Annotated in this window: 18 protein-coding genes and 2 pseudogenes; 11 read left to right on the top strand and 9 right to left on the bottom strand. The window is 70.3% G+C overall.

Translation table 11 applies throughout. The features are described 5' to 3' along the window. Positions 1 to 160: 160 nt before the first annotated feature. A complete protein-coding gene (locus ACFPZI_RS22085; protein ID WP_381365600.1) occupies positions 161 to 1,360 on the bottom strand; it encodes an ATP-grasp domain-containing protein in 1,200 nt (399 codons plus the stop codon). A 246-nt stretch (positions 1,361 to 1,606) separates the two neighbouring features. Here ACFPZI_RS22085 and ACFPZI_RS22080 point away from each other — a divergent pair, with 246 nt between their 5' ends. Both ACFPZI_RS22080 and ACFPZI_RS22075 read left to right on the top strand, forming a co-directional pair. Continuing rightward, positions 1,607 to 2,551 carry a metallophosphoesterase family protein gene (locus ACFPZI_RS22080; RefSeq protein ID WP_381365597.1) on the top strand — a complete coding sequence of 315 codons (945 nt, stop codon included), beginning with the start codon at positions 1,607 to 1,609 and terminating at the stop codon, positions 2,549 to 2,551. Then, a complete protein-coding gene (locus tag ACFPZI_RS22075) occupies positions 2,548 to 3,282 on the top strand; it encodes a 4'-phosphopantetheinyl transferase family protein (protein WP_381365595.1) in 735 nt (244 codons plus the stop codon). The genes ACFPZI_RS22080 and ACFPZI_RS22075 overlap by 4 nt, the downstream gene beginning before the upstream one ends. A 78-nt stretch (positions 3,283 to 3,360) precedes the next feature. Here the strand turns inward: ACFPZI_RS22075 and ACFPZI_RS22070 are convergent, their stop codons facing one another. Both ACFPZI_RS22070 and ACFPZI_RS22065 read right to left on the bottom strand, forming a co-directional pair. Further along, the gene (locus tag ACFPZI_RS22070) at positions 3,361 to 3,597 is read right to left on the bottom strand and encodes a hypothetical protein (RefSeq protein ID WP_381365681.1); all 237 of its coding nucleotides are present in this window, start codon (positions 3,595 to 3,597) and stop codon (positions 3,361 to 3,363) included. Positions 3,598 to 3,887: 290 nt separating this feature from the next. Then, a complete protein-coding gene (locus ACFPZI_RS22065; protein ID WP_381365678.1) occupies positions 3,888 to 4,550 on the bottom strand; it encodes a helix-turn-helix domain-containing protein in 663 nt (220 codons plus the stop codon). Positions 4,551 to 4,773: 223 nt separating this feature from the next. On the opposite strand from ACFPZI_RS22065, the gene ACFPZI_RS22060 reads away from it, so the two are divergent. From ACFPZI_RS22060 to ACFPZI_RS22035, 6 genes are all read left to right on the top strand, one after another. After that, complete coding sequence (locus ACFPZI_RS22060; RefSeq protein WP_381365593.1) at positions 4,774 to 5,445, top strand: MmyB family transcriptional regulator; 672 nt, start codon at positions 4,774 to 4,776, stop codon at positions 5,443 to 5,445. 212 nt (positions 5,446 to 5,657) lie between these two features. Next, entirely contained in the window at positions 5,658 to 6,656 is a 999-nt protein-coding gene (locus tag ACFPZI_RS22055; protein ID WP_381365590.1) for a LacI family DNA-binding transcriptional regulator, read from the top strand. Between the two features lie 217 nt (positions 6,657 to 6,873). Continuing rightward, complete coding sequence (locus ACFPZI_RS22050) at positions 6,874 to 8,217, top strand: ABC transporter substrate-binding protein (protein ID WP_381365587.1); 1,344 nt, start codon at positions 6,874 to 6,876, stop codon at positions 8,215 to 8,217. Positions 8,218 to 8,255: 38 nt separating this feature from the next. Then, positions 8,256 to 9,215, top strand: a complete 960-nt coding sequence (locus tag ACFPZI_RS22045) for a carbohydrate ABC transporter permease (protein WP_381365584.1) — start codon at positions 8,256 to 8,258, stop codon at positions 9,213 to 9,215. Continuing rightward, positions 9,212 to 10,090: a carbohydrate ABC transporter permease gene (locus ACFPZI_RS22040; protein ID WP_381365582.1), complete on the top strand. Its 879-nt coding sequence runs from the start codon at positions 9,212 to 9,214 to the stop codon at positions 10,088 to 10,090. Before ACFPZI_RS22045 ends, ACFPZI_RS22040 begins: the two co-directional genes overlap by 4 nt. 38 nt (positions 10,091 to 10,128) lie before the next feature. Further along, entirely contained in the window at positions 10,129 to 11,808 is a 1,680-nt protein-coding gene (locus ACFPZI_RS22035) for a glycoside hydrolase family 13 protein (protein ID WP_381365579.1), read from the top strand. Here ACFPZI_RS22035 and ACFPZI_RS22030 read toward each other — a convergent pair. Genes ACFPZI_RS22030 through ACFPZI_RS22015 form a run of 4 tightly spaced genes read right to left on the bottom strand, consistent with a single transcriptional unit; the run spans position 11,780 to position 15,223 of the window. Further along, positions 11,780 to 12,643 (bottom strand): ABC transporter ATP-binding protein, encoded by an 864-nt coding sequence (locus ACFPZI_RS22030; protein ID WP_381365576.1) that lies wholly within the window; start codon positions 12,641 to 12,643, stop codon positions 11,780 to 11,782. The two genes, ACFPZI_RS22035 and ACFPZI_RS22030, sit on opposite strands and share 29 nt — an antisense overlap. 20 nt (positions 12,644 to 12,663) lie before the next feature. Continuing rightward, positions 12,664 to 13,482, bottom strand: coding sequence for an ABC transporter permease (locus tag ACFPZI_RS22025; protein WP_381365573.1), 819 nt, complete (start codon positions 13,480 to 13,482; stop codon positions 12,664 to 12,666). Continuing rightward, positions 13,479 to 14,252: an ABC transporter permease gene (locus tag ACFPZI_RS22020; protein ID WP_381365570.1), complete on the bottom strand. Its 774-nt coding sequence runs from the start codon at positions 14,250 to 14,252 to the stop codon at positions 13,479 to 13,481. The genes ACFPZI_RS22025 and ACFPZI_RS22020 overlap by 4 nt, the downstream gene beginning before the upstream one ends. Next, positions 14,249 to 15,223 (bottom strand): ABC transporter substrate-binding protein, encoded by a 975-nt coding sequence (locus tag ACFPZI_RS22015; protein ID WP_381365567.1) that lies wholly within the window; start codon positions 15,221 to 15,223, stop codon positions 14,249 to 14,251. The genes ACFPZI_RS22020 and ACFPZI_RS22015 overlap by 4 nt, the downstream gene beginning before the upstream one ends. Positions 15,224 to 15,483: 260 nt before the next feature. Here ACFPZI_RS22015 and ACFPZI_RS22010 point away from each other — a divergent pair, with 260 nt between their 5' ends. Beyond that, positions 15,484 to 16,317, top strand: coding sequence for an IclR family transcriptional regulator domain-containing protein (locus tag ACFPZI_RS22010; RefSeq protein WP_381365564.1), 834 nt, complete (start codon positions 15,484 to 15,486; stop codon positions 16,315 to 16,317). A gap of 22 nt (positions 16,318 to 16,339) precedes the next feature. On the opposite strand, the gene ACFPZI_RS22005 is transcribed toward ACFPZI_RS22010, so the two are convergent. Further along, positions 16,340 to 16,465 carry a hypothetical protein gene (locus tag ACFPZI_RS22005; RefSeq protein ID WP_381365562.1) on the bottom strand — a complete coding sequence of 42 codons (126 nt, stop codon included), beginning with the start codon at positions 16,463 to 16,465 and terminating at the stop codon, positions 16,340 to 16,342. Positions 16,466 to 16,694: 229 nt separating this feature from the next. Here ACFPZI_RS22005 and ACFPZI_RS22000 point away from each other — a divergent pair. Together ACFPZI_RS22000 and ACFPZI_RS21995 are read left to right on the top strand one after the other, a co-directional pair. Then, positions 16,695 to 17,045, top strand: a pseudogene (locus tag ACFPZI_RS22000) (aa3-type cytochrome oxidase subunit I); the annotation flags it as partial. An 11-nt stretch (positions 17,046 to 17,056) separates the two neighbouring features. After that, a pseudogene (locus ACFPZI_RS21995) lies at positions 17,057 to 17,179 on the top strand (TetR family transcriptional regulator); the annotation flags it as partial. A gap of 172 nt (positions 17,180 to 17,351) precedes the next feature. Here the strand turns inward: ACFPZI_RS21995 and ACFPZI_RS21990 are convergent. Continuing rightward, the gene (locus ACFPZI_RS21990; protein WP_381365559.1) at positions 17,352 to 18,359 is read right to left on the bottom strand and encodes a DUF2510 domain-containing protein; all 1,008 of its coding nucleotides are present in this window, start codon (positions 18,357 to 18,359) and stop codon (positions 17,352 to 17,354) included. Positions 18,360 to 18,421: the final 62 nt, after the last annotated feature.

Raw genomic sequence — 18,421 nt, 5'->3', positions numbered from 1 at the left:
CCCCGGAAAGGGGTTCCCCCGTCGCCCTTCACCGTTAAGAGCGCGACACCCGCCGCCTGATACATCCTCCGGAGGAAATTCCCGAAAAAAAATCCGGTCCCGGCACAGGAAGCGCGCCGGGACCGGTCAGTGGGGAAGGAGTGCGGACGACATTCGGGTTCTAGCGGTGGTGCGTTCCCCAGGCGGGGCCCCCGGCCACGGCGTCCGCGGCGGTGGCGCGTACCTGACCGGAGTCGGCCGCGGCCCGCGGCCCGGCGGACACGGCCGGGGCCGGCACACCGCCCAGCGCGGGTGTGGGGACGTCCGCGGGCACGTCCGCGCGCTGCTGCGGCATCGACACCGGGCGCAGCGGACGCGGCCCCGACACCACCGAGTAGTCCTGGCCCAGGAACGGCGGGGACATCTCACCCGGATCGTCACCGAGCGCCAGCCGCACGGCGGCCCACGGCGCGTTCACCCCGCACAGCGACAGCTGGTGCAGCCCGCCGGCCGGGCGGGTGTTGACGTCCATCAGCACGGGCCGTTCGCCGAACATCCGGAACTGGATGTTGGACAGGTGGTGCAGCCCGAAACCCTCCGCGATCCGCCGGGCCGGTTCCAGCCAGCGCTCGTGCACGGTGAACCCCCTGCGGCGGCCGTTCTTGGTGCGGCCGACGGCCAGCCGGACCCGGTTGTCCGGCCCGGTGAGGCAGTCCACCGACACCTCCGGCTGCTCCAGCACCGGCATCACCAGCCAGTCCACCGGCTCCTCGGCCTGCCGCACCGCCTCCAGCACCAGATCCAGCGGCACGTACGGGCTGGGGAAGCCGTTCAGCTGCGTGAGCGAGAAGGGAGTCCGGGTGATCACCCGGAAGCCCACACCGCCGGCGCCGGACGCGGGCTTGAAGCAGGCCTGGTGCCCCCGCGCCTCCAGCTCGTCCACCGCGCGGACCAGCTCGTCCGCCGACCGCACCCGCCACCACGGCGGCACCGGCACCCCGATCGCCTGGACGGCCTCGTAGGCGATCACCTTGTCGTGGAAGACGGCCACCGCCTCGGGCGGCGGAGCCAGCAGCGCCGTACCGGCCGCCTCGAACTCCGCGCGGTGCGCGACGATCGTTCCCTGGTGCAGCCGGGGCACGAACACGTCGATGCCGCGCCGCGCGCACTGGGCGAGCGCGTACTCGACGTACGCCGCCGGGGACAGACCCTCGGGCTCCAGCTCGGCGGTGTCGGCGGCGGCCAGTACGGGGGAGTCCGGGTCGCCGTGAGTGGCATGGATCTCGACGGCCCGGTCGCTGGGATTCTTCCTCAGCTGATCCATGAAGAACACGTTCTCCGCGTACGTGCGGTTGAGCCATACGCGTACGCTAGAGGCCATGCAGGGCCGCCTTTCACGGTTTGTGGGCAGGCCTCGGCGGCCCGTGCCCGGGCAGAAGGTGGGGAGGATCGCCGGAGGGCCCTGCGAGAGGGCTTCATTGCGGCGTGTTGCGGCCGATCATACGGCTTCGACACGTGCTCCCGAACCACGGGCGTGTTACGGATTCCGCGATCCTGTCCCCTTACGACCGTACTCTTTGTGCATGGTGTGCGTACGGATTGATCGTTCATGCTCAGGGGGCGCCAGGTGACGTCAACGGCAGACAGCGGCGGACAGCTGTGGGCCATCAGCGACCTTCACATCGGCTACGACGAGAACCGTGCCCTGGTGGAGCGGATGCGCCCCGAGTCGGACGACGACTGGCTCCTTGTGGCCGGAGACGTCGCGGAGACCGTGGAGGACATCCGCTGGGCGCTCAGGACCCTCGCGGGCCGGTTTCGGAAGGTCGTCTGGGCGCCCGGCAACCACGAGCTGTGGACCCACCCGAAGGACACCGTCACCCTGCGCGGCGTCGCCCGCTACGACCACCTCGTCGAACAGTGCCGCGACCTCGGCGTGATCACCCCCGAGGACCCCTACCCCGTCTGGGAGGGCCCCGGCGGTCCTGCGGTCGTGGCCCCGCTCTTCCTCCTGTACGACTACTCCTTCCTGCCGGCCGGGTGCGCCACCAAGGACGAAGGGCTGGAGTACGCGCACGGCACCGGCGTCGTCTGCGCCGACGAACACCTGCTGCACCCCGACCCGTACCCGAGCCGGGAGGCCTGGTGCCGGGCCCGGGTCGAGGAAACCGAACGGCGGCTCGCCGGACTGCCCGACGACCTGCCCGTCGTGCTCGTCAACCACTACCCGCTGCACCGGCATCCCACGGCCGTCCTGTGGTACCCCGAGTTCGCCATGTGGTGCGGCACCGTCCTCACCGACGACTGGCACCGCAGGTTCAACGTCCACACGATGGTCTACGGCCATCTCCACATCCCGCGGAGCACCCGGCAGGACGGCGTCCGTTTCGAGGAGGTGTCCGTGGGCTATCCCCGCGAATGGCGGAAACGGCCGACCCCGCCGGGGCGGCTGCGCCGGATCGTGCCGGGGGAGGCGCCCGGGGCGGGGTCCGGTACCGGTACCGGTACCGGTACCGGTACCGGTACCGGGGCCGGGTCCGGGGCCGTGGTGGGGGAGGGCGGTGGCCGGTGATCGGGGAGTTGCTGCCCGGGACGGTCGTCGTCGTGGAGGCCTACGGCGACGAGGGCACCGACGCCCCGCTGTACCCCGAGGAAGCGGAGGTCATGGCGCGGGCCGTCGACAAGCGCCGCCGGGAGTTCACCGCGGTGCGCTCCTGCGCCCGCCGGGCCATGAAGAAGCTCGGCGTACCCCCGCATCCCGTCCTGCCCGGCGAGCGCGGTGCACCCGGCTGGCCGGACGGGCTGGCCGGCAGCATGACCCACTGTGCGGGCTACTGCGCCGCCGCCCTGGTCCGTACGGGTGACCTGGCCTCCATTGGCATCGACGCGGAGATCCAAGGGCCGCTGCCCGAGGGGGTGTTGTCGTCCGTGGCCCTGCCCGGAGAGACGGAGCGCATCGGCCGGCTGGCCCTGGAGCGGCCCGAAGTGCACTGGGACCGGCTGCTGTTCAGCGCCAAGGAGGCCGTATACAAGGCGTGGTTCCCGCTGACCGGGAAGTGGCTGGACTTCATGGAGGCCGACATCGAGCTGTTCACCGAACCCGGCGACGGCAGCGACACCGGTGGGTCCGGCTCCGGCGGCGCTGCCTTCGATGGTTCCGCCGCTTCGGTGCGCGGTGGGTTCCGGGCGGCGCTCCTGGTGCCCGGCCCCTGGGTGGGCGACCGCCGCCTCGACCACTTCGACGGCCGCTGGACCGTCGAAGGCGGTCTGGTCGCGACCGCGGTCGCCGTACCGCACGGCTGACCGGGGCGGCGGGTCCGGGAACAGCGCGGCGTCGTGCCCGCCCCGGTTATTCCGGCTCCGGTCAGCCGTGCGGCCGGGTCACCGCTCCGGGTGCCAGTCGCGGAGCATCCGGAAGAAGGTCTCCTCGTTGCCGGACAGCCCCGCCCGGGCCAGGGCGGTCTCCGCCTCCGCGAGAACGGAGGGTGCCACGACCGGGGGCCTGCGGGTGCCCGGCGGTCCGGTCTCCCTGCCGTAGGCGGCGCGCACCGTGTGCAGCAGTCGCAGATAGACCTGGACGGCGGTGCGCTCGCGGTCGGTCAGTACGGCGGTGGGTATCGCTTCGTTCTCCCCAAGCCATGATCCGGCATCGGGCGTCCCGCACGGTGCGGGCGCACCCCCAGCTTGCCGCCCACCACTGACATTGATCCTCGTAGCGAGTTCCGGTGGTCGTGGCTCTGCCACTGACTGACACCCTGCTGGGTTGTCTTCCGGCTGTACCGTCCGGCTGCCGGGGCCCGTTCTTCATGGCTCCGGCCAGGTGGAACATGACCTGATAGGAGCAGCCGGTCCGTGCCGCACACCGGTCCGCCCACCCGGCTGAAGCGCCCCGCCCCGCCCCGCCCAGCTCAGGCCTTGGGCCGCTGGACGCTCTCCAGGAGCATGTCCAGCCACTCCGCGACCTTGTCGCGGTGCTGGTCGGTGGGGAGTTGGGCGGCCCGCCACGCGATGCCGCGCACTCCGTGGTCCTGCAGCAGCCGCTCCAGCGGGTCGTCGGCCGCCGCGGCGGTCCGCCGCTCACGGTCCGCCAGGCTCTGCAGCAGCTCCTGCTCGGTGTGCTGGAGCGCGTTCGCGAGAGCTTCGGGGTCCTCGGCGGTGAGGAATCCGGCGTGCACCCGGAAGAACCGCTGGATGGCGTCGCAGTGCTCCATGGTGGGCCGCCGGTCGCCGTTGATCAGGGCACCGGCCTGTTGCCGGGACATGCCCGCGCCGTCGGCGATCTCCTGCTGCGTGTACTTGCGGCCGTTCGGTTTGAGCCGGGTGCGGCGCAGCAGGTCCAGGCGCTGCACGAACCGGGTCTGCACCTCGGGCTCGCCCGCGGGCCGTCCGCTCAACAGGGCCTTGACCACCGGCTCCGGGACTCCGGAGGCCGCGGAGAGCCGGCCGATGCCGAAGACCTCGGTGTGCGGCACGTCGAGCCGGTCGGCGAGTGCGGCGACGCGGGCGACGACGGCCGGCAGCGCGGTCGTCGGCGCGGTGTCCTGACCCTCACCCACGAAGCCACCCGTCACCGACAGATCTCCTACGTCTCTCACAGGCTTCTCACATGCGGTTGCCGTGAACTTCACGGAGACTAGCCCGTGTCTCGAACTCACATCCAGGTCTCGCCACAACTGTGGCCAATTTCAGCCGTCAACCGGCATGAAATGCCACGATAGTTGACACGCCCGAGGTCCGGGCCGCAGGATCGGGGCGCCGCGTCAAGGCCGCACAGGCAAGAGGGGTGACCTCCCGATGGCACATCAGGCAGGAGGGCAGCGGCCGATACCGCGGCCCGGCCCCGAGACTCCCGAGGCGCAGGCCTATCTGGAGGACTACGCCGCGTTCCTCCATGCGGTGTCCTTCCCTTCCCTGGTGGTCGACCGCCGCTGGGACGTGCTGCTGGCCAACACCGCTTTCCGGACACTTTTCCAGGATGTCGAACCGCATCCGACGGCCATGCCCGGTGACAACTTCCTCCGGTTCGTCCTCTTCCATCCGGACGCCGCCACCGTGCTGGGGGAACACGAGTCGAGCTGGTGCCTGCCGATGCTGGCGCACTTCGCCAAGACGGTGGAGCGGCACGGCCACGACCACGGGCTGCAGGCCATCCGCCAGGACATCGCCCAGGACCCCATCATGGAGGCTGCCTACCGGCAGGGACTGCCGCACTGGCTCCGTGCCGTCGGCGAACAGGCCGCCGAACACGACGGCGCCGTACGGCCGTTGCGGCACCCCGATCCGCGCTGGGGGGTCACCGACTGCCGTCTCGTCGTGGAGACGACCAGGATTCTCGACGACATGGACTGCGTCCGGCTGACGCTGGTCCTGCGCGAGGCGCGCCGCACCCCGTCCGGCCACCGCAGACGCCGGCGCGCCGCCTCCCATCTCAGTGTGGTGCCGGCCGCCGACCGGCCGACGGGCTGACGGGCGGGCTGACGGGCCGACGGGCTGACGGGCGGGCCGAGGGGGCGGCGGACGAGGGCGAGCCGGTGGGTGGGGGCCGACCGGCAGGCCGACCGGCGGTCGACTGTGTCCTGTCCTGCCCCGCCCTGTCTCGACCCCGGAACCGTCCCGGCGCGCCAGTTTCTTGCACGCTCACGCAAGCAGCTTGCGCGACTTGCGCTATTCTTGCGTTCATGACGCGACGACTTGCTGTGGTGGCGAAAAAGGTCGGGGTCAGTGAGGCCACGGTCAGCCGGGTGCTCAACGGCAAGCCGGGAGTCTCCGAGTCCACCCGGCAGGCCGTGCTCTCCGCCCTGGACGTGCTCGGTTACGAGCGGCCCACCCAGTTGCGCGGCGAGCGCGCCCGGCTGGTCGGCCTGGTGCTGCCCGAGCTGCAGAACCCGATCTTCCCCGCCTTCGCCGAGGTCATCGGCGGCGCGCTGGCCCAACTCGGCCTGACACCGGTGCTGTGCACCCAGACCCGCGGCGGCGTCTCCGAGGCGGACTACGTGACGCTGCTGCTCCAGCAGCAGGTGTCCGGCGTCGTCTTCGCCGGCGGGCTCTACGCCCAGGCCGACGCCCCCCACGACCACTACCGGCAGCTCGCCGAGCGCAACATCCCGGTCGTCCTCGTCAACGCGGCCATAGAACACCTCGGCTTCCCGGGCGTCTCCTGCGACGACGCCGTGGCCGTGGAACAGGCCTGGCGGCACCTGGCCTCGCTCGGCCACGAGCGGATCGGTCTGGTGCTCGGTCCCGCCGACCACGTCCCGTCGGCCCGCAAGCTGGCCGCCGTCCGCGCGGTCGCCGGCGAGGTGCCCGACGAGCACGTCGCCCGCGCCATGTTCTCCATCGAGGGCGGGCACGCCGCCGCCTCCCGGCTCATCGACCGGGGCGTCACCGGTTTCATCTGTGCCAGCGACCCCCTTGCCCTCGGTGCGGTACGGGCCGCCCGCCGCCGGGGACTCGACGTCCCCGCGCAGATCTCGGTGGTCGGATACGACGACTCGGCCCTGATGAACTGCACCGATCCCCCGCTCACCACGGTCCGCCAGCCCATCGAGGCCATGGGCAGGGCCGTCGTGGAACTGCTGAACGCGCAGATCAACGGGGGTCAGGTAGCCGCCGAGGAGCTGCTGTTCGAGCCGGAACTGGTGGTGCGCGGGTCGACCGCGCAGGCTCCCCGGGCCTGAGGGGCAGTGCCGCCCCGCCGTCTCCGCCGTTCGGACGGCACTGCCCCGGAGGTCCGGCCCGCTTCGGGCCTGATTCCGCTTCGCTTCCGGTCGACTGTCGAATAATTTCAAATTCTGCGCGACATCTTGCGGACCCCTGTCGTCGGTGCTTGAGTGTGCCCCGCCCACCGCTCCTGTCCGAGGGGTTCACCCGCTCCTGTCCCAGAGGGGTCCACCGATGAGAAGCACCGGGATCCGCCGCACCCTCGTCGCGCTAGGCGTCGGCGCCCTCACCCTCACCGCCTGCGGATCGAACGACGACCAGGCCGCCGACGGCAAGACCCGCATCACGGTCAACTGCATGCCACCCAAGAGCGCCAAGGTCGACCGCCAGTTCTTCGAGGAGGACATCGCCGCCTTCGAGAAGAAGAACCCGGACATCGACGTCGTCCCGCACGACGCGTTCCCCTGCCAGGACCCGAAGACCTTCGACGCCAAGCTCGCCGGCGGGCAGATGGAGGACGTGTTCTACACGTACTTCACCGACGCCAGTCATGTCGTCGACATCAACCAGGCGGCCGATCTCACCCCGTACGTCAAGGAGTTGAAGAGCTACGGGACGATCCAGCAGCAGCTGCGGGACATCTACACCGTCGACGGAAAGATCTACGGCGTACCGCGCACCGGGTACTCCATGGGGCTGATCTACCACCGGCAGCTCTTCGAGCAGGCCGGACTCGACCCCGACCGGCCGCCCACCACCTGGGCCGAGGTCCGCGACGCCGCGAAGAAGATCGCCGCACTCGGCGACGGCACCGTCGGCTACGCCGACTACAGCGCCCAGAACCAGGGCGGATGGCACTTCACGGCCGAGCTCTACTCCCAGGGCGGCGACGTCGTCACCCCCGACGGAAAGAAGGCGGCCGTCGACTCGCCCGAAGGCCGTGCGGTGCTGCAGACCCTCCACGACATGCGGTGGAAGGACGACTCCATGGGCAGCAAGCAACTGCTCGTCATCAACGACGTCCAGCAGATGATGGGCGCCGGCAAACTCGGCATGTACCTCGCGGCCCCCGACAACATTCCGATCCTGGTGAAGGAGAAGGGTGCCGAGTACAAGGACCTCGCCCTCGCACCCATGCCCGGCGGACAGGCAACCCTCATCGGCGGCGACGGCTACATGTTCCACAAGAAGGCCTCGCCCGAACAGATCAGGGCCGGCCTGAAGTGGCTCGACCACATGTTCCTCACTCCCGGCGACGGCTTCCTCGGCGACTACGCCCGCGCCAGGACGAACGACGCGCCGGTCGGCCTGCCCGAGCCCCGGCTGTTCACCGGCGCCGCCGACGCCAAGGACCAGCAGGTCAAGGAGGACCACGCCAACGTGCCGGTGGAGAACTACCAGGCCTTCCTCGACGGCAACCAGAGCCTGGAGATGAGGATCGAGCCGCCGCAGGCGCAGCAGCTGTACTCCGTCCTCGACGGTGTCGTCTCCGCGGTCCTCACCAAGGAGGACGCCGACATCGACCGGCTCCTGAAGGACGCCTCCACCAAGATCGACGGCATCCTGGCGCGAGGCTGACCGAGGATGAACCCCACCACGTGCGAGGCCGGCCCACGATGACGAAGACCGCCGCCGCACGGCCCGCCGCCCCGGAGCCCGCGGTCCGCCCGGTGAAGGCGCCGTCCCCGTCCAAGGACCGAAGACGGCGCCGCCTCGCCGACCAGGCACACGCCTACGGCTTCCTCCTGGGCGGCCTCGTCTGCTTCGCCCTGTTCTCCTGGTATCCGGCGATCCGTGCCGTCGTGATCGCCTTCCAGAAGTACACGCCGGGCTCGCCCCCCGAATGGGTGGGCACCGCCAACTTCACCCGTGTCCTGTCCGACCCCGAGTTCGGCGCGGCCTGGCGCAACACCCTCACCTTCACCCTGCTCGCCCTGCTGATCGGCTTCGCCGTCCCGTTCGTCCTCGCCCTGGTGCTGAACGAACTCCGGCACGCCAAGGCGTTCTTCCGCGTCGTGGTCTATCTGCCGGTGATGATCCCGCCGGTGGTCAGTGCCCTGCTGTGGAAGTGGTTCTACGACCCGGGCACCGGCCTCGCCAACGAGGCACTGGGTTTCCTGCACCTGCCCACCTCCAACTGGTCCAACGGCGCCGACACCGCGCTGGTCTCCCTGGTCGTCGTCGCCACCTGGGCCACCATGGGCGGCACCGTCCTGATCTACCTCGCCGCCCTCCAGTCCATCCCGGGCGAGCTGTACGAGGCCGCCGAACTCGACGGCGCGAACCTGCTCCAGCGCATCCGGCATGTGACGATTCCCCAGACGAGGTTCGTCATCCTGATGCTGATGCTGCTTCAGATCATCGCCACCATGCAGGTGTTCACGGAACCGTTCGTGATCACCGGCGGAGGCCCGGAGAACTCCACCGTCACCGTCCTCTACCTCATCTACAAATACGCCTTCCTCTACAACGACTTCGGCGGTGCCTGCGCGCTGAGCGTGATGCTCCTCGCCCTCCTCGGACTGTTCTCCGCCGTCTACCTCCGGCTCACCCGCTCCTCCCAGGAGGCAGCATGAGCGGCACCCGCACCCTCGTCTCCCCGGCCGTCCTGGCCCGCCCCCGGGGCCGGGCGATCTACTGGACCGTGTTCACCGGCGTCGTTCTGCTCTTCGCGCTGGCCTTCCTCTTCCCGGTCTACTGGATGGTCACCGGCGCGATGAAGTCCCCGGACGAGGTGGCGCGCACCCCGCCCGACCTCCTCCCGGACCGATGGAACACGAGCGGCTACACCGACGCCTGGGAACTGATGCAGCTCCCCACCCACCTGTGGAACACGGTCGTGCAGGCGGCCGGCGCCTGGCTGTTCCAGTTGGTGTTCTGCACGGCCGCCGCCTACGCCCTGTCCAGACTCCGGCCCGCCTTAGGCAACGTGGTCCTCGGCGGCATCCTCGCCACCCTCATGGTCCCGGCCCAGGCACTGGTCGTACCCAAGTACCTCGTCGTCGCCGATCTGCCGCTGATCCACACCAGCCTGCTCAACGACCCGCTCGCCATCTGGCTGCCGGCGGTCGCCAACGCCTTCAACCTCTACCTCCTCAAACGGTTCTTCGACCAACTGCCGCGGGACGTCCTCGAGGCCGCCGAGGTCGACGGCGCCGGACGGCTGCGCACGCTGTGGTCGATCGTGCTGCCCATGTCCCGCCCGGTGCTCGGTGTCGTGTCGATCTTCGCCCTGGTCGCGGTGTGGCAGGACTTCCTGTGGCCGCTGATGGTCTTCTCCGACACCGACAAGCAGCCGATCAGCGTGGCCCTGGTGCAGTTGTCGCAGAACATCCAGCTGACCGTGCTCATCGCCGCGATGGTGATCGCCAGCATCCCCATGGTCGCGCTGTTCCTCGTCTTCCAGCGTCACATCATCGCCGGGATCAGTGCGGGCAGCACCAAGGGCTGACGCCGAACCCCGTTCACCGAAGAGAAAGGCACGCAACCGTGGGACAGCCCACCCCTGCCCGGAGCGACGACGACTGGTGGCGCTCCGCCGTCATCCACCAGGTGTACGTCCGCAGCTTCGCCGACGGTGACGGCGACGGCACCGGCGATCTCGCCGGAGTCCGCGCGAAGCTTCCCTACCTCGCCGGACTCGGCGTGGACGCCCTGTGGTTCAACCCCTGGTACCAGTCCCCGATGAAGGACGGCGGCTACGACGTCGCCGACTACCGGGCCATCGACCCGGCCTTCGGCACCCTCGCCGAGGCGGAGAAACTCATCGCCGAGGCACGGGAACTCGGCATCCGCACGATCATCGACATCGTGCCCAACCACGTCTCCGACCAGCATCCCTGGTTCCGCGCCGCCCTGGCGGGCGGCCCCGAACGGGACCTGTTCCACTTCCGGCCGGGCCGCGGCGAGCACGGCGAACTGCCCCCGAACAACTGGACGTCGGAGTTCGGCGGCCCCGCCTGGACCCGCCTGCCCGTCTCCCACCACCGCCCTTCCAAGGAAGGCCCTTCGGGCCCTGTTGATTCCGACGGCGACTGGTACCTCCACCTGTTCGCCTCCGAGCAGCCCGACCTCAACTGGGCGCATCCCGCGGTCCGCCGGGAGCACGAGGACATCCTGCGCTTCTGGTTCGAACGGGGCGTGGCCGGCGTCCGCATCGACTCCGCCGCCCTGCCGGCCAAGGACCCCCTGCTGCCGGACCTCCTCGAGGGCCGGGGCCCGCACCCGTACGTCGACCGGGACGAACTCCACGACGTCTACCGGGCCTGGCGGGCCATCGCCGACGAGTACGGCGCCGTCTTCGTCGGCGAGGTCTGGCTGCCGGACGCGGAACGCTTCGCGCGCTATCTGCGCCCCGACGAACTGCACACGGCGTTCAACTTCTCCTTCATGACCTGTCCCTGGGACGCGGCGCGGCTGCGGACCTCCATCGACGAGACGCTCGCCGAGCACGCCCCCGTCGGCGCGCCCGCCACCTGGGTGCTGTGCAACCACGACGTGACCCGTACGGTCACCCGCTACGGCCGCTCGGACACCGGATTCGACTTCGCCACCAAGACCTTCGGCACCCCGACCGACCTGGCCCTCGGCACCCGACGCGCCCGCGCGGCGGCCCTGCTGTCGCTGGCACTGCCCGGCACGGTCTACCTGTACCAGGGGGAGGAACTGGGCCTTCCCGAGGCAGAGGTGGCACGGGAGCACATCCAGGATCCGATGCATGCCCGCTCGGGGGGCACCGATCCGGGGCGGGACGGGTGCAGGGTGCCGCTGCCGTGGGCGGCAAAGGAGCCGTACGCGGGATTCGGGTCCCGGGAGACACCGTGGCTTCCGCAGCCGGACCACTGGGCGACGTACGCGGTCGACCGGCAGCAGGACGACCCCGGCTCCATGCTGACCCTCTACCGCCGGGCGATCCGCCTGCGCCCCGCCTTCGGCACCGGCCCGCTCACCTGGCTCCCCGCCCCCGAAGGCGTCCTGGCCTTCGAGCGCGCCGACGGCCTGCAGTGCCTCGTCAACCTCGCCGACACTCCGGCCGACCTGCCCGAGCACGCCGGGATCCTCCTCGCCAGCGGGCCCCTCGACACCGGGAACCGGCTGCCGAGGGACACGGCCGTCTGGCTCCGTACGCGGGCAGCCCGGTTCAGCGAATCGGAGGCGTGTCCTTCCTGAAGTCCCCCGTGGTGTCCTCGGACGCTCCGGGGGCCTTGGCCACCCCGGCGTCCTCGGCCGGCGTCGCCGCTCCCCGCTTCGCCGCCTGGATCTGCTCGTACACATGGGTCCGCAGCTCGGCGAAGCGCGGGGTGACCCGGGTCGTCAACTGGTCCCGCTCCCGCGGCAGGTCGACCTTCAGCTGCTCCTGAACCACTGTGGGGGACTTGGACAGCACGATCACCCGTTCGCCGAGGTAGATGGCCTCGTCGATGTCATGGGTGACGAACAGGACGGTCATCGACCGCTCCTGCCACAGCCGGCGCACCAGGTCCTCCAGATCGGCCCGGGTCTGCGCGTCCACGGCGGCGAACGGTTCGTCCATCAGCAGCACATCGGGCTCGTACGCCAACGCCCGTGCGATCGCGACCCGTTGCTGCATACCGCCGGACAGCTGCCACGGATACGCCCCGGCGGCGTCCGCCAGTCCCACCGACTCCAGGGCGTCGGCCACCAGCTCCTTGCGCCGGGCCGCGCTCAGGCCCTTCTGCTTCAGCGGGAGTTCGACGTTCGCGCCGACCCGCATCCACGGGAAGAGACTGCGCCCGTACTCCTGGAAGACGAACGCCATACCGGGCGGCGGCCCGTCGACCTTCTGCCCGCCCAGAGTCACCTCGCCGGACGTCGGTGCGAGCAGCCCGCTCATGCACTTCAGCAGGGTCGTCTTGCCGCAGCCCGAGGGGCCGACGAGACAGACCAGTTCACCCGCCTCGACCGTGAAGGTGAGATCGCGGACCGCTTCAATGCGGCGTCCAGAACCCTCGTAGACCTTTCGCAGGCCGCGTACGTCGAGCATGGACCCTCCTTTCTCGAGGTTCACGACGACCCCCTGGTGGCGTCGCGCAGGCCGTGGTACCAGGCGAGCACCCGCCGTTCGGCCAACTGGAAGAGGACCGACAGGGCGAAGCCCAGCAGGCCGAGCAGCAGAATGCCGGTCCACATGTCGGGGATCGCGAAACTCCGCTGGAACTGCACGATGGTGAAGCCGAGCCCGTTGCTGGCGGCGAACATCTCGCTGATCACCATGAGGATGATGCCGATCGACAAGGCCTGGCGCAGACCCGCGAAGATCTGCGGGCTCGCCGACGGCAGCACCAGGTCCCGCAGCCGCGCGACGCCCGTGATGCCGTAGGAGCGGGCCGTCTCGGACATCACGGAGTCGACCGCCCGTACCCCCTCGACGGTGTTGAGCAGGATGGGCCACACACAGCCGCTCGCGATGACGACGATCTTCATCGTGTCGCCGATGCCGGCGAACAGCATGATCACCGGAACCAGCACCGGCGGCGGCACGGCCCGCAGGAACTCCAGCACCGGTTCGCACACCGCCCGCACCCGCCGGTAGGAGCCGATGACCGTGCCGAGCGCGATGCCCACGACGGCGGCGAGCGCGACGCCCGCCGCGAGCCTGAGCACGCTGGGCAGCACGTCCCCGCTCCACCGCTCGGCGGTCCATACGTCCGGGAACGCCTCCACGATGGTGCGCAGCGGCGGCCAGTACACGTCCTGGCTGCCGGCCGACGTCACCCACCACACGGCCACCAGGACCACGGGCAGGGCGAGCACGAAGGCCAGCTGCCGCAGCAGCCGCCCCCAGACGCTCGACCCGGCCCGGCCAGGGACTGTCTCCTTCACACCGTCACCTCCCCGCGTACCGACTGGTGCCAGGCCAGAGCGCGCCGCTCGACCGTCCGGGCACCGATGTTGATGAGCAGCCCGAGCAGACCCGTGACCACGACCAGCGCGTACATCTCCGGTACCGCCTGCGAGGTCTGGGCGACCGCGATGCGCGCGCCCAGACCCGGGGCACCGATGACGAGTTCGGCGGTGATGGCGAGGATCAGCGCCACCGCTGCCGCGAGCCGCACCCCGGTCATGACGTAGGGCAGCGCGCTCGGCCACATCACGTGCCGCACCCGCGCCCAGGTGCCGAGCCCGTACGAGCGTGCCGTCTCCTCGGCGACCGGGTCGACGTCCCGCACGCCGTACAGGACCTGGAGCAGGACCTGCCAGAACGCGGCGTACACGACGAGCAGCAGCACCGACTGGAGCTCCGTGCCGTAGAGCAGCACCGCCAGCGGGATCAACGCGACCGAGGGGATCGGGCGCAGGAACTCGATGGTGGACGCCGTCGCCTCGCGGAGATACGGCACCACCGACAGGAGCACACCGACGACGATCCCGGCCACGACCGCGATCACCAGGCCCAGCGCCCAGCCCATGAGGGTGTCACCGAGCGCCGTCCAGAAGGCGGAGTCCCCGACCTCCGTGCCGAGCGCTTCGATGATCCGGCTGATCGGCGGGAAGTACTCCTGCTTGACCAGGCCGAGCCGCGGGATCACCTCACCCAGGACGAGGAAGCCGGCGAGCCCGGCCGCACCGAGCGCGGAGTTCTCGCCCCTCACGGGAGCAGCTTGTCCAGGTCGGGCGTCTGCTTGAACAGGTCGCCTTCCTCACCGAGCTTCACCAGCTGCTCGATGGAAGCGCGGTTGGGCTCGGTCGGCCACTTCGGCAGGGTCACCTGCTTCAGCACGGCCGGCGGGATCTTCGTGTACGTGGTGACGATCTCGCGCACCTCGTCCGGGTGGGAGTCGGCGTACGCGAGGGACTCGGCGGTGGCCTCCTGGAACTTCTTCACCACCTCCGGGTTCTTCTGCGCGTACTGCGTGGAGGTGAAGTACAGGGAGATGGTGAGGTCCGGGGCGATGTCGACCATGGGCGACGCGATCTCCCGGCCGCCCTGGCCCTTGATCGTGGCCAGCGCCGGCTCGACCACCATGGCGGCGTCGATCTGTCCGCCGTCGAGCGCGGCGGGCATCTGGTCGAAGGTCATCTCGACGAAGTCCACCTTGTCGGGGTCGCCGCCCGACTTCGTCACCGAAGCGCGTACGCCGAGTTCCATGGTGTTCTTCAGCGTGTTGACGGCGACCTTCTTGCCCTCCAGGTCCTTCGCCGACTTGATCGGGCTGTTGCCCTTGACGGTGATCGCGGCGAAGTCCTCGCCCTCCACGCTGGTCGAGGCGTTGCCGTTCGCCACCCCCTTCACCGGCACGCTGTTGGACTGGGCGATCAGCAGCGAGGTGGTGTTGGAGAACCCGAACTCGAACTGGCCGCTGGCCACGCCGGGCACGATCGCCGCGCCGCCCTGCGCGCTGGAGATCGACAGCTTCAGGCCGCGTTCGCTGAAGAAGCCTTTCTTCTCGCCCAGGTACAGCGGCGCGACATCGACGATCGGGATGAGGCCCACCTTCACCTCGGTGGTGCCGCCGGACGAGGCGTCCGAGTCGGAGGCGCCACCCCCGCCGGACGAGCCGCACGCGGTCGCGGTGACCAGGACGGAAGCGGCCGTGAGACCGATGAACAGACGACGACGCATGAAGGGGGTCCCCTTTGCGGGACTGGGGTGAGGGACTCAGAAGAGTTGTGCGCAGACAGAACGCCTGTGCTCAGAGGGAACATAGGGCTCCATTTGAAAGCCGGTCAATCCCCCTGCGCGGTCGGGTTTTTCTGTGTTCAACTACGCTGCTCACCAGCCGTTTCTCCGGACGGTCGCCGAGGGATCATTTCGTTGACACCATCCGTCACCCGCTCGTAACGTGCACACCGCGTACACTCGTACGTCATTCCGGAGGCCACATGACTGCTGAGATTCGCGGACCGCACTTCGTACAGTCCTTCGAGCGCGGTCTCGCCGTACTCCGCGCCTTCGACGCCGACCATCAGCAGCTCACCCTCAGCGAGGTCGGCCGCGCCTGTGGGATGACCCGGGCGACGGCCCGCCGTTTCCTGCTCACGCTCGCCGACCTGGGCTACGTCCACACCGACGGCCGGCTCTTCCGGCTCACCCCGCGCGTACTGGAGCTCGGCTACTCCTACCTCGCCAGCTTCACGCTGCCGGAGATCGCCGAGCCCCATCTGGAACAACTCGTCGCGCAAGTACGGGAGTCGTCGTCGCTGTGCGTCCTGGACGGCGATGACATCGTCTACGTGGCCCGCGTCCCGACCCGGCGCATCATGAGCGCGGCCATCACGGTGGGCACGCGCTTCCCCGCTCACCTCACCTCGGTCGGCCGGGTCATGCTCGCGGATCTGCCGGACGACGGGATCGACGCCTGGCTCGACCGCGCCGACCTGCGGCCGAACACCTCCCAGACCCTCACCTCGCCGCGCGCCCTGCGTGCCGAACTGGTCCGGGTCCGCCGCCAGGGGTACGCACTGGTCGACCAGGAACTCGAGGAGGGCCTGCGGTCGGTCGCCGCACCGGTGCGGGACCGGGACGGCACGGTGGTGGCCGGCGTGAACATCGCGGTGCACGCCGGCCGCAACTCCGTGGAGTCCGTCCGCCGGGACCTGCTGCCGCACCTGCTGGCGACCGTCGCGCGGATCGAGGCGGACCTGTGGATCACCGGGCCGGCACGGACCGCCTCCCGCGGGAACGGGGCCGGGAACAGGGCCGGGGCCGAGAGGTGAGCGCGATCGTCCCGCCGTGCGGTCATTCCGCTCCGGCGCCGGGCTTCCAGCCCAACTCCGGGGCGATCAGGTGCCGTACATCGTGCAGGATCTGCTCGTAGTCGTCACGGTGGAACTCGTACGGCAGCTCCAGGCGCAGCCCCGACACGGCCCCGACACGGCCGGGACCACCGGGTCGGCGGTATCGGCCTCGGACGCGTCGCCTTCCGGGCACTCGACCTCGTCGACACCGTCCTCGCCGCAACTATCATTGATGCTATGACAGTTGGGGGGATAGGCGCCTCGGTGGCCGTGCTCGCCGTAGTGGTGGGGCCGTGATGCCGGCAGGCCGACTCGGTGGGATCCGGCCCCCACTCGACCGCCGATCCGACCGCGTACTCGCCGGGGAGCAACTGCCCCGCTCCCACTGGTGCTACGTGGCGTTCGAGGCCATCAAGCCGGTCTCGCTCCTGGTCCTCGGCATGTCGGTGCTGCCGTTCCTCTGCAACGTCTGGAAGACCGCCAAGTACGGTGAGAAGGTCGGCGTCGACGACCCGTGGGGGTACGGCCGTTCGCTGGAGTGGGCCACCTCCTGCCCGCCGCCTCGGCACAACTTCATCGCCCTGCCGCGGATCCGCTCCGAGTCCCCGGCGTTCGACCTGCACCATCCGGACATCGTCGCGATCGAGCGGGGACACGTACACGGGCAGGCGCAGGGGCCGGAGGTGGAGCGCGGGAGGGAAAACTGAGGCGGTCCGACATCCCGGCCCAGTTCTTCGGCGTGCTGCGGGTGCGGCCCCTCCTGGAGGGGCGGAACGCGGACCCGGACTATCTGCTCCGGTTCGTGGAGGCCGCCGTACTGCCGGTACTCGGCCTCGAATGAGACCAGGGCCGCCGTTCCCGGATGACCGGGCGGCGACCTGACCGCGCCGCACCGGGGGGACGGGGGTGGCGCGCACCACCGGCCGGGTGGGATTCCCCTTGAGCGGAGGGGAGCCCCACCCGGCCGTCTTTCGGCGGGGCGGACGGCGGGGCGGACGGTCGAGGCGGCGGGCTCAGACGTCCTGGCCGTTGCCGCCGCCGCGGCTCTCCGCCTTCTCTATGCCCTTGGTGATGTCGTCGAGGACGGACTGCTTCTGGTCGGTGTCCAGACCGAAGCGGATGACGACCATCTGCTCCGGCTGCGCGGGGGAGGGGAAGGCCAGCGACTGGACGTACCCGTCGGAGCCCTTGCTGGTGACCGCCTTCCAGCGCACCAGGTAGCCCTTCTGCCCGGCGACGGTCACCGCCTTCGACTCGAGGACCTCGTGCGAGCTGATCCTCCCGTAGGAATCGCCGCCGTACGACTCCTCGGCGTTGGCGGAGATGTCCGCCTTGGCTACCGCCTCCGCGGTGGAGCCGCGGGTGCCGAGGGCCGGCGCCGGTGCCGAGTACGCGCCGCCCTTGGTGCAGGTGCTGGAGGTGTCGCCGGGACATTTGTACGTGTCCTCCGACATGATCTGGGCGCCCACCTGGCCCTCCTGGCCGTACCAGCCGTCCGGGATGGGCAGGCTGATTCCGCTCAGCCCGTCGGTCACCGACCCGCTCTCGACCCGCGGCGGCTCAGAGGTGCCCGAGTCGGGGCCGCCCTCGGGACCTCCTCCTGGACCCCCGTCCGAACCACCCGGGCCGCTGTCCCGCCCGCCTGGCGCCTGCGAGGCGGTGGAGTTGTCGTTCCCGCCGTCGTCGGTCAGCGCGTACACGCTGACCCCGATGCTCGCCAGCACCGCGACGGCCGCTGCCACGGCTATTCCGACGCGCAGCCCGCGCCCCCGGCCGGAGCCCGGACCGGACTGCACGACCCCGGGATACCCGGGATGCGCCGGGTACGCGGGGTACGCCGGGTGGGCCGGATACGCCGGTGCGGCGGCCGTGCCCGGTCCAGGAGGGTCCCAGGCGGGTGCCGATCCCGTCGGCCGGACCTGGTCCGTCCAGGCAGTACCGTCCCACCAGCGCTCGGTGGCCGGTCCGTCATTCGTCTGCCCGGGGTCGGGGTACCACCCGGGAGGAGTCGCCTGCGTCATGCCCCCACCGTATGAGGCGTCGGTGAAAGAGGGATGAGAGAGGTCCGTAAGTTCGAGAGTTT

The sequence above is a fragment of the Streptomyces chlorus genome (genome assembly GCF_042655885.1).
Classification (GTDB): domain Bacteria; phylum Actinomycetota; class Actinomycetes; order Streptomycetales; family Streptomycetaceae; genus Streptomyces; species Streptomyces chlorus.
Note: the sequence above shows the minus strand (reverse complement) of the source record. Positions and strands in the feature narration are given on the sequence as shown.